Source organism: Bacillus sp. SD127 (assembly GCF_058566445.1).
Genome location: NZ_CP191226.1, coordinates 451,048 through 466,361, shown reverse-complemented (window position 1 = coordinate 466,361; position 15,314 = coordinate 451,048). Strand labels below are relative to the sequence as shown.

The window sequence follows — 15,314 nt, the reverse complement described above, 5'->3', positions numbered from 1 at the left end:
TTCTATTCTAAAGCGGCTGCTCCGCCGACAATTTCCGTAATTTCTTGTGTGATCGCTGCTTGGCGAGCGCGGTTGTAAGAAAGCGAAAGTGAATCGATAAGATCCTTCGCATTGTCTGTCGCGTTTTTCATCGCCGTCATTCTTGCAGCATGTTCACTTGCTTTACTGTCAAGAAGCGCTCCGAAGATTAAGCTTTCTGCGTATTGAGGAAGCAAAACCTCCAGAACCTCCTCTTCAGACGGTTCAAATTCATAAGACGCCGTTCTTTTTCCGCCGCCGCCCAAATCAGATAGCGGCAGAAGTTTTTTCTCCGTCACTTCTTGAGAAATGGCGCTGACATAATGGTTATATACAAGGTGCAATTCATCAAATGCACCGTCTATAAACATTTGAATCGTTTGACGGGCAAGGTCCTTAATTTCTGAAAACGACACTTCGTCTCCAAGTCCTGTTAACTCAGAAATGATCGGAATGTCGCGTTTTTTAAAGAAATCACGGCCCACTCGTCCGATAACGATCACTGCATACTCATCCTTAGACTGATGACGTTCTTGAATGGCCTGATAAGCACTTCGTAAAACCGAACTGTTAAAAGCGCCAGCAAGACCGCGGTCAGATGTAATGACGAGGTATGCCGTCTTTTTCACTTCTCTGCTGAGAAGCATCGGATGTTTCGCGCTGCCGGATACTTTTCCGACATTTGATACAACCTCTTGGATCTTATCCATATATGGCACAAATGATTTTGCATTGTTTTCAGCACGATTCAGCTTAGCTGCAGATACCATCTGCATGGCTTTTGTAATCTGGCTCGTTTTTTTCGTTGACGTGATCCTTGACTTAATATCGCGTAATGAGGCCAAAGATTTCACCACCTTTTCTCTTCATTTGCGTAAAAAGAGAGAAAAAGAGAACCTTTTTCTCTCATCAGCATTCGAGTTAGTTGCTTGGTGCAAATGTGCGTTTGAAGCCTTCGATTGCAGCTGCGAAGTCTTCATCAGCAGGAAGGTTCCCTGTTTTCGCAATTCCGTCAAGCAGCTCTTTATGGTTTTGGTCAAGGTACATGTAGTACTCTTCTTCAAAACGTCTGATGTCCGCTACAGGAATATCATCAAGATATCCTTTTGTCAGCGCATAAAGAATGGCTACCTGTTTTTCAACCGGAAGCGGCTTGTTCAGATCCTGCTTCAGCACTTCAACTGTGCGCGCACCGCGGTTCAGTTTCGCCTGAGTCGCTTGGTCGAGGTCAGATCCGAATTGAGCGAATGCTTCCAGCTCACGGTATGATGCAAGATCAAGACGCAATGTTCCTGATACTTTTTTCATCGCTTTGATTTGCGCGGAACCGCCGACACGTGATACAGACAATCCGGCGTTGATCGCCGGGCGTACGCCTGAGAAGAACAAATCAGATTGCAGGAAGATCTGTCCGTCGGTGATGGAAATAACGTTTGTCGGGATATACGCTGAGATATCTCCGGCTTGAGTTTCTACGAACGGCAGAGCTGTAATTGATCCTGCGCCTTTCGCGTCGCTAAGCTTTGCTGCACGCTCAAGCAGACGGGAGTGAAGATAGAATACATCCCCCGGGAACGCTTCACGGCCTGGCGGACGGCGAAGAAGCAAGGACAGCTCACGGTAAGCAGCCGCTTGTTTAGAAAGATCATCGTATACAACAAGAACGTGCTTGCCATTGTACATAAATTCTTCTGCCATTGTAACCCCTGCATACGGAGCAAGGTACAGAAGCGGTGCCGGCTGTGACGCAGACGCCGTTACAACAATTGTATAATCAAGCGCGCCGTGTTTACGCAATGTTTCTACTACGCCGCGGACTGTAGATTCTTTTTGACCGATCGCTACATATACGCAGATCATGTCTTGGTCTTTTTGGTTTAAGATCGAATCGATCGCAACAGATGTTTTACCTGTTTGACGGTCACCGATGATCAACTCACGCTGGCCGCGGCCGATCGGAATCAGTGCATCAATTGCTTTTATACCAGTTTGAAGCGGTTCATGAACGGATTTACGGTCCATAACACCTGGTGCCTGGCTTTCGATCGGACGTGTTTTGCTTGTGAGGATCGGGCCAAGACCGTCTACCGGCTGACCTAACGGGTTCACAATACGGCCGATTAATTCTTCACCGACAGGAACCTCCATGATGCGGCCTGTTCTTTTTACTTCGTCCCCTTCACGGATCTCTGTGTAAGGTCCTAAGATAACGATACCTACGTTTGATTCTTCAAGGTTTTGAGCCATACCCAAAACGCCGTTTGAAAATTCAACAAGTTCACCGGCCATACAGTTGTCAAGACCGTGTACACGAGCGATACCGTCACCGACTTGGATGACTGTACCTACGTCATGAACTTCAATTTCAGATTGATAATTTTGTATTTGCTGTTTTATCAGCGTGCTAATCTCTTCAGCTTTGATGCTCACTTAGGTTTCACCCCTTCTATCGATTTTCCCCGGCAAGTTGACGTTCAATGCGCTGAAGCTTTCCGCTTACGCTGCCGTCAAAAATCCGGTTTCCAATGCGGACTTTAATGCCGCCTATTAAATCCGTCTGCACTTCATTTCTGATTCTCAGTGAAGCGACTCCGGCTTTTTTTGCAAACACTTGTGATAATGATGAAATTTCCGCATCCGTCAGCGGTTTAACTGAATATACAATCGCGTCTTCTGTTTGACGGGCCTCGTTTGCGAGTTTCACAAACTCATCTGTGAGATCAGGCACAATTGATGCCCGATGACGGTCAATCAAAAGAAAAATCGTATGGAGCACGGACTGTGATAAAGACACAAAAGCGTTTTGGATGAGTTCTTTTTTCTTTGCGCCCGGCACCTTCGGATGGTTTAACACATCATTTAGCGCTTTTTCATTTTGAAATACTTCTTTTACAACTTTTAGCTCTTCTTCCACCTGATTGAGCTGAGAGGACTCATTGGCAATATCGAAAAGAGCTGATGCATATCGTTTAGAGACAGCTGATCCACTCATCGGCTTTCTCCTACCTCTTTAAGATAGTCCTGGATCAATTTCTCTTGAGCCTGTTCATCCAGTTCTTTTTCGATCACTTTCGACGCAATCATGACAGAAAGAGACGCTACTTGCTCACGGAGAGCAGAAACCGCCTGTTCTTTTTCCTTCACGATTTCAGTTCTGGCTGCTTCTTTCAGACGTTCAGATTCTGCACGCGCAGCCTGAATAATCTCTTCTTTTTGGTTCTCTCCCAGTTTCTTCGCGTTTTCGATAAGCGTTTGGGATTCCTGTCTTGCTTCTTTTAACATAGCGCGCTGCTCATCAATAAGCTGCTGCGCTTCTTTATTTTTTTCTTCAGCAGACGTAATTTCTCCAGCGATATGATCTTCACGCTGTTTCATTATGTTTAATAGCGGCCCTAAAGCGTATTTCTTCAGAAGCGCTAATAAAATTAACATAGCTAACAGTTGGAACAGGATATCTCCGCCGTTAAACGACAGTCCTAGTTCAAGTGGTAATTGAGACATCTACTACGGCAACTCCCTTCTGCAGGTTTTTCTTTGCTGATCCAGCAGCCGCACTTGTCTCTTTTCAGCCGGCAAGGCGGGATGCTTATCAGACATAAAGCAATGGCGAAGGTTCTCTTGGAATGATCTTCGCCATTTTTAGTTCATATAAGGCTTTTATGCTTATCTAAAGAACGCTAAGAATGCGATAACGACAGCGATAATAGGAAGGGCCTCAACTAATGCGATACCCATGAACATAAGCGTTCTAAGTTCTTTACCTGCCTCCGGCTGACGGGCGATCCCCTCTACCGTACGTGAAACAATCAAACCGTTACCAATACCTGCACCAAGTGCGCCTAAACCAATTGCAATCGCAGCTGCTATTAAATTCATGAAAAAGTTCCTCCTTTAAAATGTTATCCGTTTGGATATAATGTTTTAATGATCATTACTGATTTTATGAGACATGTACACCATCGTCAGCATCGTAAAGATAAACGCCTGGATGGCACCTATAAATAAACTGAATGCCTGCCATGCCAGCATCGGCAGAATGGCACCGATTGTACCGACAAGTCCGAGAACCACGCTTTGCGAATAGAAGCTTGTCGCTAATCCCGCAAGCAGGCCGAGAAGAATCTCACCGGCGAAGATGTTACCGTAAAGCCGCAAACCGAGAGTCAGCGTATTCGCAAACTCTTCTATGATTTTCATCGGGAGCATGAACGGAACAGGTCTTAAATACTCCTTGGAATATTCCTTGAGCCCTTTCATCTTTACACCATAATAATGGGTTAAAGCGACGACCATTACGGCAAGCGTTAATGTAATGGCAGGGTCGGCTGTCGGAGATTTCCACCAGAGCTCATGTCCGATTGTGACAGAGAACGGCAGCCCCAGCATATTCGACACAAATATGTACATCAGCAATGTGACACCAAGTGCCAAGAAGTTAGCCCCTGTTTTCAAATCCATTGTACTGCCGATAATATTGCGGACAAAATCAACAATCCATTCCATAAAGTTCTGGGCTTTTCCGGGACGGATCGAAAGCGTTCTTGTGGTAAGGATGGCAATCAATAACACGATCACACTCGCCACAGTAATCATCAGAATGTTTGTCAGATTAAAAGTAAGTCCTAGAAATTCAATAGTTCTGTATTCATGATTCAAAGGGTTTTCACCTCTCTTCCATTGATGAACGTTTAAGCTGGATAAAGGAATCTATCATAATGACAGGATAAATTGTCATTAATCCAATAACTGTACTTGCCATATGAAAATGCTCGGGATATTTATAGGCGACAGCCGCAGCAAGAATCGCATTGCACCACCGCGCTGCGCTCCCAAGGGATCGTATGGACTTGCCTTTCGCAACGGCCCTGTCAAAAGCATTCATTCTTCTGACGAGCAGTAAAAAATTAAACAAACTGAAAACAGTTCCCAGAATAAGGCCTAAAAAAACGGTTTTATACGCTGTTAAACCATAACCCAGTACATACGCTGCCAAAATGAACAATAGATATTTTCGTTGTCTGCTAAATTGTAGCTTGGGATCGTCCATCAACTATCTGTCTCCTGATGAAAAATAATATATTTCTTGGATACGGCAAAATCAGCGGTTAACCCTAGTAGAAGACCTTTTTTGTCCGGCAAAACGGGCCTGTTCGAAAAAATCATTCATCCGCAAGCCTTGCAGGGATGCTGTTTCATTCGCTTGAATAAATCCTCATAAAACGGGTTTTCTGGGAGGATTTACATTGGGGATGAGGACTATAATGAAAGCTATGAAAACCTTCTCATAATACCCTCGTTTAGCATACAATAGCCCCTAACATGTGTCAATCTGTTTAAAGTTAAAAAACTTTTTATACTGTAAGCCTCCACAGAATGTTCACATTTTCACCTATAATTGTATAGAGATTCACCGAATAGCAAATAACTGGATAATAAAAAAGAAAACCCGTTGGCGGGTTTTCTTTTTTATTTTGTTCCGAACATCCGGTCTCCTGCGTCTCCAAGACCCGGAACGATATAACCTTTTTCATTTAATTTTTCATCAAGTGCCGCTATGTAAATATCCACGTCAGAATGATGCTTCTGCAATTCTTCCACACCTTCAGGCGCAGCTACGAGACACATGAAACGGATGTTTTTCGCACCGCGTTTTTTCAGGCTGTTAATCGCTTCAACCGCGGAACCGCCTGTGGCCAGCATCGGGTCAACCACGATGAATTCACGCTCTTCCACATCAGAAGGAAGCTTCACATAGTATTCCACGGGTTTTAAGGTTTCAGGATCACGGTACAGACCGACATGTCCCACTTTTGCCGCAGGGATCAGTTTCAAGATGCCTTCAACCATTCCTAAACCTGCTCTGAGAATAGGAACAACCCCGAGTTTTTTCCCTGAGATGACTTTCGATTTCGCAGTCTGAACCGGTGTGTTGATATCCACTTCCTCTAGAGGGAGATCACGGGTAATTTCAAACGCCATAAGCGTGGCTACTTCGTCTACAAGCTCTCTAAAATCCTTCGTGCCTGTCTCTACATTCCGAATATATGTCAGCTTGTGCTGAATTAAAGGATGATCAAATACATAAACCTTTCCCATACTGTGTTTCAGCTCCTTTTTTATTGTCCCATCGACAATTTCACACTTCTATTGATTCTACAAAAAAAGACATTGAGTTTCAAGGACATCGTCAAAAAACCCGCCGGGCATAAGCCCGAGCGGGTTTTTCAAACTTAGTAATCTAATTCTTTATATAGAGGGAACTTGCCAGTCAGAGCAGCTACGCGCTGTCTTGCTTCTTCAAGTTTTCCTTCATCTTCGTGATTTTTCAATGCAAGCGCAATGATGGCACCGACTTCATCCAATGCCTCTCCGTCAAAACCGCGGCTTGTCACAGCAGCTGTTCCGAGACGGATACCGCTTGTTACGAACGGTTTTTCAGGATCGTATGGAATCGCGTTTTTGTTTGATGTAATCCCGATTTCATCAAGCACATGCTCTGCAACCTTACCTGTCAGTCCGAGAGAACGAAGATCAACCAGGATGAGGTGGTTGTCAGTTCCGCCGGAAACGAGCTGAATGCCCTCTTTTGTTAATGATTCTGCAAGACGCTTCGCGTTTGAAATCACGTTTTGTGCGTATGTTTTGAAATCATCGCGCAATACTTCGCCGAATGAAACAGCTTTTGCGGCAATTACGTGCATCAGCGGTCCGCCTTGAATGCCAGGGAAGATGGACTTATCAATTTTCTTGCCGAACTCTTCACGGCAAAGGATCATACCGCCGCGAGGTCCGCGAAGTGTTTTATGTGTCGTTGTTGTAACGAAATCAGCGTAAGGAACCGGGTTTGGATGAAGGCCTGCCGCAACAAGTCCTGCGATATGCGCCATATCCACCATAAAGTAAGCGCCGACTTCATCAGCAATTTCACGGAATTTCTTAAAGTCGATTGTACGAGGATACGCACTTGCTCCTGCCACGATTAGCTTAGGCTTGTGAGCGAGGGCTTTTTCACGCACGTCATCGTAATCAATATGTTGAGTTTCTTTATCTACGCCGTACTCAACAAAGTTATATTGAACACCGCTGAAGTTAACTGGACTTCCGTGTGTTAAATGACCGCCGTGGGAGAGGTTCATCCCAAGTACAGTATCGCCTTGTTCCAAAATCGTGAAATAGACAGCCATGTTTGCTTGTGCGCCTGAATGAGGCTGAACGTTTACATGCTCCGCTCCAAAGATTTCCTTCGCGCGGTCACGAGCGATATCTTCAACGACATCGACGTGCTCACATCCGCCATAATAGCGTTTGCCAGGATATCCTTCAGCGTATTTGTTTGTTAAAACAGAACCTTGTGCTTCCATAACCGCTTCACTTACAAAGTTTTCAGAAGCAATCAATTCGATCTTAGTCTGTTGGCGTTCACGCTCATTTTTAATGGCGTTAAACACCTGTTCGTCTTGCGCAGGTAAATGTTTCATCAGCGAGATCCTCTCCTATCCGTATCCTGTTCTTTGTTTTTACCACCACTATTGTACATGGTTTTTTAGGCCGATGTAAAAGATTATTTTCAAAAAAACGAAAATTTTATTGGCAAAAACGAATATTTATAACTTAAATTTAATTTAAAGTTCGGAATTTATTTCAGCAGCGAAAATTAAAGAAAAGACTGGCCCATGCAGTCCTTTCTCATTCACACTCATAAACTGCCCGCATTCCGCCGATCAGCTTTGGCCGTGTGCGCGCCAATGTCACATGGGCAGCACCGAGACTGTTCTGAGAAATGCGTACAGGAACAGCAACCGGCTTTAAGTGCATGCCGATAAACGTATCGCCTATATCTATTCCGGCATCTGCCTGAATGGTTTCTACCAGAACAGGAGACTTCATTTGCTTAAACGCATAAGAAGCCATCGCCCCGCCCGCTTTTGGAACAGGTACAGCGGAAACGGCCGGAAGCCTAAACAGCTCGGCCGTTTCTTCCTCCACTACAAGCGCTCTGTTTAGATGCTCGCAGCATTGAAACGCCAGATGGATTCCCGTTTTTTCCTTCAGCTCTGCAAGTCCGCTGTAGATGCTTTCCGCGATGTCTGTACTGCCCGATGTGCCGATATGGCTGCCAGCCACTTCGCTTGTGCTGCAACCAAGGACAAAGAGCTGATTTTCTTTCAATCCCGCTTTGTCCTGAAACTCTGACAGCATCGTCTTCCACGTTTGTGTGATTTCACTCATTGAGCAGCACCCCTACAGGTTTTTCTCTTCATAGTCCGAGATTTTTCCGATGCGGGTTTGATGTCTTCCGCCAGTAAATTCAGTGGTCAGCCAGATTTTCGCAATTTCACGTGCCAAACCGGGTCCAATCACCCGCTCGCCCATCGCGAGGATATTAGTATCGTTATGTTCTCTCGTCGCCTTTGCACTAAATGTATCATGTGCCAGCGCACAGCGGATGCCTTTGACTTTATTTGCGGAAATGCTCATGCCAATGCCTGTCCCGCAAATTAAAATGCCTCTGTCCACTTCACCGTTTACTACTTTCTCGGCCACCGGAAAAGCATAGTCCGGATAATCGACAGATCCGCTGCCGCAGTCACAGCCCATATCAACATATTCAATTTGCAATTCGTCCATTAGATCTTTGATTTCGTTTCGAATGTGAACGCCGCCATGATCCGATGCTATGGCTACTTTCATCAGCTTATCCTCCCAGCGTGTGTGATGCGGCCCGCCCGCTTTGTTGACCGCGCAGCCTGTCCGCTCATTGATTCACACCATATCGATGTGCTTTTCACTATATTCTACTCCTTCACGCAGGATTTGCAAATGACCTGTCTGCAGATTCTCTGACAAGTTATTTGCCGTCATTTTTCAATCGTTCTGCCAGCTGCTGAAGAAGCTCTTCAAGCTCATCTCTCGTTTTTTTGTAGATCTCAATAGAGCCGCCAAACGGGTCTATAATATCGCCCCGGCTGCCTGTCACATATTCTTTTAGCGTAAACACTTTATCACGATAACGTTCGAATTGGCTGACGATAACCTGTTTGTGCTGGTGGGTCATTGCCAGAACCAAATCTGCCGATTCCATATGTGCTTCAGTTAATGGCGAAGAAACATGATTAAGGGCAATGCGCTTTTCAAAAAGCGCTTCAACCGCGTGAGGCGACGCTTTCCCGTTAGGTGAGGCAAATACGCCTGCCGAGCGGACGCTGACATCCAGCCCTTCCGCTTCTGCAATTGATTTAAAAAGCGCCTCAGCCATTGGACTGCGGCACGTATTTCCAGTACAGACAAAAATGATGTTCATGTCAGTCACCCCTTATTTTTTCTATTATATATGAAGAAAAAAGAAACGGCGACATCGTTTCTTTTCTTGGTATATTAAATTGGCAAAAGCAGCTTAAGGCCAAATACGATTAATATGGTCCCCCCGAGCGCTTCACTGTATGAGCCGAGCCAGGACTGCACTTGCTTTCCGATCAGCAGGCCCAGCCAAGTCAACATCATGCTGAAAAGCCCAAACAGGGTAATGGTGAGAAGCGGATGCGAGCCGTATATTCCAAGGCTCAGACCGACGGAGAAACTATCGAGGCTGACGCCGACTGCAAATAACAATAAGCCAGGCCCAGCCGGCGACATCAAACGTTCTTCTGACTGTTTAAAAGATGCGATCACCATTTGAACACCGAGAACAAACAGCAGCGAACCCCCGATATATACGGCTACCATGCCGAGGAGCCCTGACAGCATATTTCCCGCCGCCATCCCTCCGAGAGGCATGATGACGTGAAAGAGACCGATAATGAATCCAATATAGATTATCTGCTTTTTTCTGAGTTTGACCATGCCCATTCCGAGGCCGACAGAAAAAGCATCCATACCTAAAGCAAACGCCATGATGCTTAAGGTAATCAGTTCGCCTATAAACATATCCGACATCACATGCATAACCCCCTTGGACACGCCCGCTTTTTTAGCCTATGCGTGTCCAAAAGGGGTTAGAACTTCTGACTGTGTCAGCGGATCATTCTTCCTCCGGCTGCTTTCATCAGCCTGTTCATAATAGCAAGTCCGACGCCTGTGTCAGGAAACGATTCTGCAATAATAAAATCAACCTTTTCTTCATCAAAACTGCGCAATGCATCATAAAGGGCTGCCGCTACTGTTTCAAGCTGATCTCTTCTGCCGCAGCTCTTCACATAGTCAGCCGAATAAAAATCCGCATTTTCTTCTGTCGTCAGGACGCCGACCCGTTTTCCGCCCTGCTGATATTCTTGAATAAGCGTTTGAATGCGCTCAGGGCTTCCTTCAGAAATAACAAGCGGCGCTGACGGCGCGTAATGTGTATATTTCATTCCCGGAGAAATCGGCTTCTCTTTTGGATCAGCAAGCCCTTTATCCACAAGAATCGGGCCGATTTCGGCTTCTATTTGTTCTTTTGTAATGCCGCCCGGACGAAGGAGCACAGGGATTTCTCCTGCACATGAAAGTACGGTTGATTCGACACCGATCCCCGTAGATCCCCCATCCATCATTCCAGCTATGCGGCCATCCAAGTCGTGAGCCACGTGTTCAGCCTTTGTCGGACTTGGTTTGCCCGATAAATTAGCACTCGGCGCTGCAATCGGGAGACCCGCGGCACGGATGAGTGCCAGAGCCAGCGGATGATCAGGCATTCTGATGGCCACTGTATCCAGCCCAGCCGTTACACGGGGTGACAGCGCACCAGGTTTACAAGGTAAAATCAGTGTAAGCGCCCCTGGCCAAAAGCGCTTCATTAATATTTTCGCCTTGTCTGGCGCCGGGCCTGTTAAACCGTCAAGCTGGCTGATATCCGCAATGTGGACAATCAGTGGATTATCACTCGGCCGCCCTTTCGCCTCATATATTTTTTTGACAGCATCTGTGCTTTTCGCATTTGCGCCGAGACCATATACCGTTTCTGTCGGAAACGCCACAACCTCATTTTCCCGGAGCAAAGCGGCTGCTTGTGCAATTTGTGGATCATTTGTGGATAACTCGTCCATTACATCCACAAACCATCTTTTCGTTTTCATTTCTGACCAAACTCCTTATTCACAACAATAAAACGATCGTTTTACGCGTGTAATCCTTTTGAAAGTATAAAAGATGTCCTGTAATAAAACAAGCGTTATCCACAAATTGTGGACAACGCATATAAAGAAGTGGATAAGTTTGTGTATAAATCTCACTTATCCGGATGCTTTTTTCATTAAGACGGCCCCTTCCGCTTGCCTCGATTCACAGAAGTGATCCGAGGCAAACAGCTCTTCCGGCACACTCTCTGCCCGTTCAAAGCCCATGGCCCCCAGGAAATCAGCCGAAGAATGCTGATTGGCTACCAAGTATACCGTTTTAATCTCATGCTTTTCACAAAGCACCTCCATGCTTTGAAAGAGCGATACAATATGACCTTGGTGAAGCTTGTCCGATATCACAAGTGAGCGAAGCAGGGCTTGATCGCAGCTGATTTTTTCGATCCCCAGACAGCCGGCTATGTTTTTCTCGCTGTCCTCCAGCATCAGAAACTGGGTGAACCCTTCCTTTACGCCCTCATGATTCGTTTTGGCCTGTTTTAAAAATTCCTCAAGTATGTCTCCGTCCTTTTCCCTCGCCACCCGCAGTTGATAAAACATTCGTTCACCCCATTTACAGCGTTCTTTCTTCCAATCTATGAGGCAAATCTATTTTTAGACCTGGCGATTAAGAAAAAAGATCGGAAAACCATTCTACGACGAAGAATTTTACTTCTGTATTGTCTTCTTTCTCTTTCTCATCTTCTTTTTCAGCTTTTTCCGCTTTGGCTGTTAAGTCCTCAAGCGCTTTTTCCGTTTGTTTTTTTGATGCTTCTTGATCTTCTTGTTCTTTTACGGCTTCCCCATTCGAAAAATCAAGAAAGCAGAGCGGCGGGAATAACACGCACCACCAATTGGCGCCTTCACCGTTCCCAAGCGTAATCAGAATGGCTTCGTATTCTCCAGCAGGATATACCATGCTGCCATAAAGTTTTGTCGGAAATGAGATTTTGTCAAAATCAACAGATATTGATTGACTGGCACCTTCTTTTTCCATGGTTTCTTTTGCAATTTCCTTGATCTCAGGCAGCTTTGAGCGGATCAAACGCCGCGCTTCTTCAATAGAAGTAATATCCTTGACCCATGTTGTGATTTCTTTATTGACGGCGTCTCTGATATGACGCTTTAATGCTTGGTCCTCGTCACGATCGCTGTTTGCCAATATTCTCAGGCGAATCGCCTCGTCCGGAATGACAACCGGCTCATTTTCAGATTGCTGTGCCGTCTCTTCTTTCGCCAATCCTACGAGTGCCCCAGATAATAAAAGAAACATATATATACAAATGATAACTGTTTTTTTCATCGGTCCCCACCGTTCCTCTCCGTGCTTTGTATCTAGCCCTATTATGGACAAGGAACGTATGGAGTAAACCTGCAGCGGCAAAAAAATCTAGCAAGCTTTTAATCTAATTTATGGTACGATAGTGTTTTAGGAGGTTTAAAATGAAATATAATTACACAGTGCTGCTGTCAGCGTTCACGATGTCAGTTCTTTATTCGATTATTTACATTCATTCCTTTATTATAGCTGCTCTCGTAACGATGGCCTTTTATTTCTTATTTCCTTATTTACTATTCGCGCTGCCGCTTCAGATCATGATGAATAAAAAGCCGAAACGGTTCAGCCCTTTGTACTTGCTGTATTATCTTGCCGCGGCGTTTATCGCCAACGCGATCATCTTTGGCGTGCTGCAGCCTTCCGGGCAATCCCTGCTTCAAAATACAGCTTTTTACATCTTCGCTGTATTAACAGCTGTTGTCTACTGGATATGGGATTCTGTTTTGCTGCAAAAAAAGGAAGCCTCCTAAGGGCTTCCTTTTTCATTAGATCAAAACGGTCAATAGATAACATAGAATAGAAGGTATGGCAGCAACAAAGAAAGCAGCTGATATTTTCAACCGGGCTGTCCGGCCTTCTTTGGTTTCTGAATGGTAATTCGCCCGCTGGTCGCTTCCGCTTACAGCTAAACCCGATGTCACAATGGCAAGCCCGATCAAAACAAGAGACGCAATGCCGAAAATGAATTCATAAGAAATGGCTTGCGCAAAAATAGAACCCACCATACTTTCAATGGCAATAAGTAAAATTCCTGCTGTCAGGGCCTTTTTCATCTTTTACATCCCCTTTGCTGGTGTTAAAACAGCTTGCTGGTCCCGTTCTTATCTCAACTCACCAGCAAGCTGCTTATTTATTCTTATGAATTACCGCGCATATGGTTCTGTCTTTTCCGTTAATATCCTTCAGGACTTCAACTTCCGCATCCTTAAACGCATGCTGAATCAGCTCTTTTACAGCTGCGCCCTGCTTCCACCCGATTTCAAAGACGACAAGCGCGGTATTCTTCATGACCAGCGGAATGGCTTCCATAAACCGCTTATAAAATTTCAGCCCGTCTCCGCCGTCAGTGAGGGCATGCAAAGGTTCATGGAAACGGACAATCTCAGATAAATCGGCCATTTCTTCTTCAGAAATATAAGGAGGGTTTGAGACGATAATATCTGCTTTTTTTCCAGCCTTAATAAAGGGCTCAAGCAGGTCGCCTTGAAGAAAATGCACCTCCGCTCCGAGCTTTTCCGCGTTGGCTGAAGCAACGTCCAGCGCCTCTTTGGAGATATCAATCGCTGAAACAGAAAAGTTTTTGTTTTCCAGTGCAAGCGTGACGGCTATTGCGCCGCTGCCGGTGCCGACATCTACCACTTCGAGCTGTTCTCCTTCAGAAAAGACACTTCTATATTTCTCAAGAAGATGGCAGACAACCTCTTCCGTTTCCGGACGCGGGATCAGCACATCATCATTCACCATAAATTCCCGCCCGTAAAAAAACTCTATTCCGATAATGTACTGAACCGGTACGCCTTCTTTGTGCATATCGACGTGGCGTTTAAAGCGATACAGCTCATCTTCACCGATCGGTTCCTGCAGGCTGGCGAGCAGCTTGCTTCTATCCATTCCGGTATCATAAAGCAAAAGCAGCTCAGCTGCATTTTCTTCTCTTCCCGCTTCCGTTAAATAAGAAGAAGCCCATTTCAGGGCTTCAAATATCGTCTTCATCTTAACTATCCGCCTGCTGAAGCTTGCTTGCCTGATCTTCTACAATCAGTGTTTCAACCACTTCGTCAAGTTTTCCTTCAAGAATCTGATCAAGCTTTTGAATGGTCAGGCCGATTCTGTGATCCGTCACACGGTTTTGCGGGAAGTTGTATGTGCGGATACGCTCAGAGCGGTCACCTGATCCGACAGCCGATTTCCGTGTTTGATCATATTCAGCCTGTGCTTCCTGCTGAAATTTATCATAGATTCTGGCACGGAGAACCTTCATTGCTTTTTCTTTGTTTTTGATTTGAGATTTTTCATCCTGGCATGATACGACAACGCCTGTCGGCAAATGCGTCAGACGAACGGCAGACATTGTCGTGTTCACGCTTTGTCCGCCCGGTCCGCTTGAAGCAAACGTATCAACACGGATATCCTTCTCATGAATGTCAACCTCTACCTCTTCGGCCTCAGGAAGACATGCTACTGTTGCAGTAGAAGTATGGATACGGCCGCCTGATTCTGTTTCCGGAACACGCTGAACACGGTGAGCGCCGTTTTCATATTTGAGTTTAGAATATGCGCCGCTGCCCGTAATCATAAAGATGATCTCTTTGTAGCCGCCCGTTCCGGTTACACTTGCTTCCATGACCTCGGTTTTCCAGCCTTGAAGCTCGGCATAGCGGGAATACATTCTGTACAGGTTGCCTGCAAATAAAGCGGCTTCCTCTCCGCCTGCAGCTCCGCGGATCTCCATGATAACGTTTTTATCATCATTAGGATCTTTCGGGATCAGGAGCACCTTCAGACGTTCTGACAGTGTTTCCGTTTCCTTCTGGAGTTCAGAAATCTCTTCCTTCACCATGTCGCGCATCTCAGCATCAAGCTTATCCTCAAGCATCGCTTTTGCATCAGCCAGCTGTTCTGACGCATCTCTGTATTGTCTATATACGTCAACTGTTTCTTGTATATCAGATTGCTCTTTCGAATATTCTCTAAGCTTTTTCGGATCGTTGACAACTTCTGGATCGCTTAAAAGCTCATTTAATTTTTCATATCGTTCTTCGATTGACTTTAAACGGTCTAACACGGTCTTCACCTCTGTTTTCCTGTGCGTAACATTCTCATTATAGTATAGGGACTATCGCCAGTCAAAAGCATTTCAATCCCAG

General features: G+C 45.4%; 20 protein-coding genes. 1 reads left to right on the top strand and 19 read right to left on the bottom strand.

The window, feature by feature from the left end; all coding sequences use genetic code 11:
• Positions 1-2: 2 nt before the first annotated feature.
• From atpG to spoIIR, 16 genes are all read right to left on the bottom strand, one after another.
• Positions 3-863, bottom strand: a complete 861-nt coding sequence (gene atpG / locus ACQVGS_RS02445) for an ATP synthase F1 subunit gamma (protein WP_010332230.1) — start codon at positions 861-863, stop codon at positions 3-5.
• A gap of 76 nt (positions 864-939) precedes the next feature.
• Positions 940-2,448 carry a F0F1 ATP synthase subunit alpha gene (gene atpA, locus ACQVGS_RS02440; RefSeq protein ID WP_044159727.1) on the bottom strand — a complete coding sequence of 503 codons (1,509 nt, stop codon included), beginning with the start codon at positions 2,446-2,448 and terminating at the stop codon, positions 940-942.
• Between the two features lie 16 nt (positions 2,449-2,464).
• On the bottom strand, positions 2,465-3,010 hold the full coding sequence (locus ACQVGS_RS02435; protein ID WP_188323344.1) for a F0F1 ATP synthase subunit delta: 546 nt from the start codon (positions 3,008-3,010) through the stop codon (positions 2,465-2,467).
• A complete protein-coding gene (atpF, locus tag ACQVGS_RS02430) occupies positions 3,007-3,519 on the bottom strand; it encodes a F0F1 ATP synthase subunit B (protein WP_024123166.1) in 513 nt (170 codons plus the stop codon). Before atpF ends, ACQVGS_RS02435 begins: the two co-directional genes overlap by 4 nt.
• Positions 3,520-3,681: 162 nt before the next feature.
• The gene (atpE, locus tag ACQVGS_RS02425; RefSeq protein WP_044159733.1) at positions 3,682-3,894 is read right to left on the bottom strand and encodes a F0F1 ATP synthase subunit C; all 213 of its coding nucleotides are present in this window, start codon (positions 3,892-3,894) and stop codon (positions 3,682-3,684) included.
• A gap of 45 nt (positions 3,895-3,939) precedes the next feature.
• Positions 3,940-4,674, bottom strand: a complete 735-nt coding sequence (gene atpB / locus ACQVGS_RS02420; protein ID WP_024123167.1) for a F0F1 ATP synthase subunit A — start codon at positions 4,672-4,674, stop codon at positions 3,940-3,942.
• Positions 4,675-4,681: 7 nt separating this feature from the next.
• Positions 4,682-5,065 (bottom strand): ATP synthase subunit I, encoded by a 384-nt coding sequence (gene atpI, locus ACQVGS_RS02415; RefSeq protein WP_010332235.1) that lies wholly within the window; start codon positions 5,063-5,065, stop codon positions 4,682-4,684.
• Positions 5,066-5,484: 419 nt separating this feature from the next.
• Positions 5,485-6,114: a uracil phosphoribosyltransferase gene (gene upp / locus ACQVGS_RS02410; RefSeq protein ID WP_003235778.1), complete on the bottom strand. Its 630-nt coding sequence runs from the start codon at positions 6,112-6,114 to the stop codon at positions 5,485-5,487.
• Between the two features lie 134 nt (positions 6,115-6,248).
• Positions 6,249-7,496, bottom strand: a complete 1,248-nt coding sequence (gene glyA, locus ACQVGS_RS02405; RefSeq protein ID WP_044159736.1) for a serine hydroxymethyltransferase — start codon at positions 7,494-7,496, stop codon at positions 6,249-6,251.
• Positions 7,497-7,704: 208 nt separating this feature from the next.
• On the bottom strand, positions 7,705-8,247 hold the full coding sequence (locus tag ACQVGS_RS02400; protein ID WP_024123168.1) for a TIGR01440 family protein: 543 nt from the start codon (positions 8,245-8,247) through the stop codon (positions 7,705-7,707).
• Positions 8,248-8,259: 12 nt separating this feature from the next.
• Positions 8,260-8,709, bottom strand: a complete 450-nt coding sequence (gene rpiB, locus ACQVGS_RS02395) for a ribose 5-phosphate isomerase B (RefSeq protein WP_024123169.1) — start codon at positions 8,707-8,709, stop codon at positions 8,260-8,262.
• 157 nt (positions 8,710-8,866) lie between these two features.
• The gene (locus tag ACQVGS_RS02390; protein WP_024123170.1) at positions 8,867-9,319 is read right to left on the bottom strand and encodes a low molecular weight protein arginine phosphatase; all 453 of its coding nucleotides are present in this window, start codon (positions 9,317-9,319) and stop codon (positions 8,867-8,869) included.
• Between the two features lie 74 nt (positions 9,320-9,393).
• Entirely contained in the window at positions 9,394-9,951 is a 558-nt protein-coding gene (locus ACQVGS_RS02385; RefSeq protein ID WP_188323825.1) for a manganese efflux pump MntP, read from the bottom strand.
• A gap of 77 nt (positions 9,952-10,028) precedes the next feature.
• Positions 10,029-11,069: an L-threonylcarbamoyladenylate synthase gene (locus ACQVGS_RS02380; RefSeq protein ID WP_127696390.1), complete on the bottom strand. Its 1,041-nt coding sequence runs from the start codon at positions 11,067-11,069 to the stop codon at positions 10,029-10,031.
• A gap of 156 nt (positions 11,070-11,225) precedes the next feature.
• The gene (locus tag ACQVGS_RS02375) at positions 11,226-11,669 is read right to left on the bottom strand and encodes a GNAT family N-acetyltransferase (protein WP_024123174.1); all 444 of its coding nucleotides are present in this window, start codon (positions 11,667-11,669) and stop codon (positions 11,226-11,228) included.
• Positions 11,670-11,736: 67 nt separating this feature from the next.
• Entirely contained in the window at positions 11,737-12,411 is a 675-nt protein-coding gene (gene spoIIR, locus ACQVGS_RS02370; RefSeq protein ID WP_024123175.1) for a stage II sporulation protein R, read from the bottom strand.
• A 140-nt stretch (positions 12,412-12,551) separates the two neighbouring features.
• Here spoIIR and ACQVGS_RS02365 point away from each other — a divergent pair, with 140 nt between their 5' ends.
• Positions 12,552-12,917 (top strand): UPF0715 family protein, encoded by a 366-nt coding sequence (locus ACQVGS_RS02365; RefSeq protein WP_044159746.1) that lies wholly within the window; start codon positions 12,552-12,554, stop codon positions 12,915-12,917.
• Positions 12,918-12,932: 15 nt separating this feature from the next.
• Here ACQVGS_RS02365 and ACQVGS_RS02360 read toward each other — a convergent pair whose 3' ends face one another.
• From ACQVGS_RS02360 to prfA, 3 genes are all read right to left on the bottom strand, one after another.
• The gene (locus tag ACQVGS_RS02360; RefSeq protein ID WP_024123177.1) at positions 12,933-13,220 is read right to left on the bottom strand and encodes a DUF5316 family protein; all 288 of its coding nucleotides are present in this window, start codon (positions 13,218-13,220) and stop codon (positions 12,933-12,935) included.
• A gap of 73 nt (positions 13,221-13,293) precedes the next feature.
• Complete coding sequence (gene prmC / locus ACQVGS_RS02355; protein ID WP_127696389.1) at positions 13,294-14,160, bottom strand: peptide chain release factor N(5)-glutamine methyltransferase; 867 nt, start codon at positions 14,158-14,160, stop codon at positions 13,294-13,296.
• Between the two features lies 1 nt (position 14,161).
• Positions 14,162-15,232 (bottom strand): peptide chain release factor 1, encoded by a 1,071-nt coding sequence (prfA, locus tag ACQVGS_RS02350; protein ID WP_024123179.1) that lies wholly within the window; start codon positions 15,230-15,232, stop codon positions 14,162-14,164.
• Between the last annotated feature and the right edge of the window lie 82 nt (positions 15,233-15,314).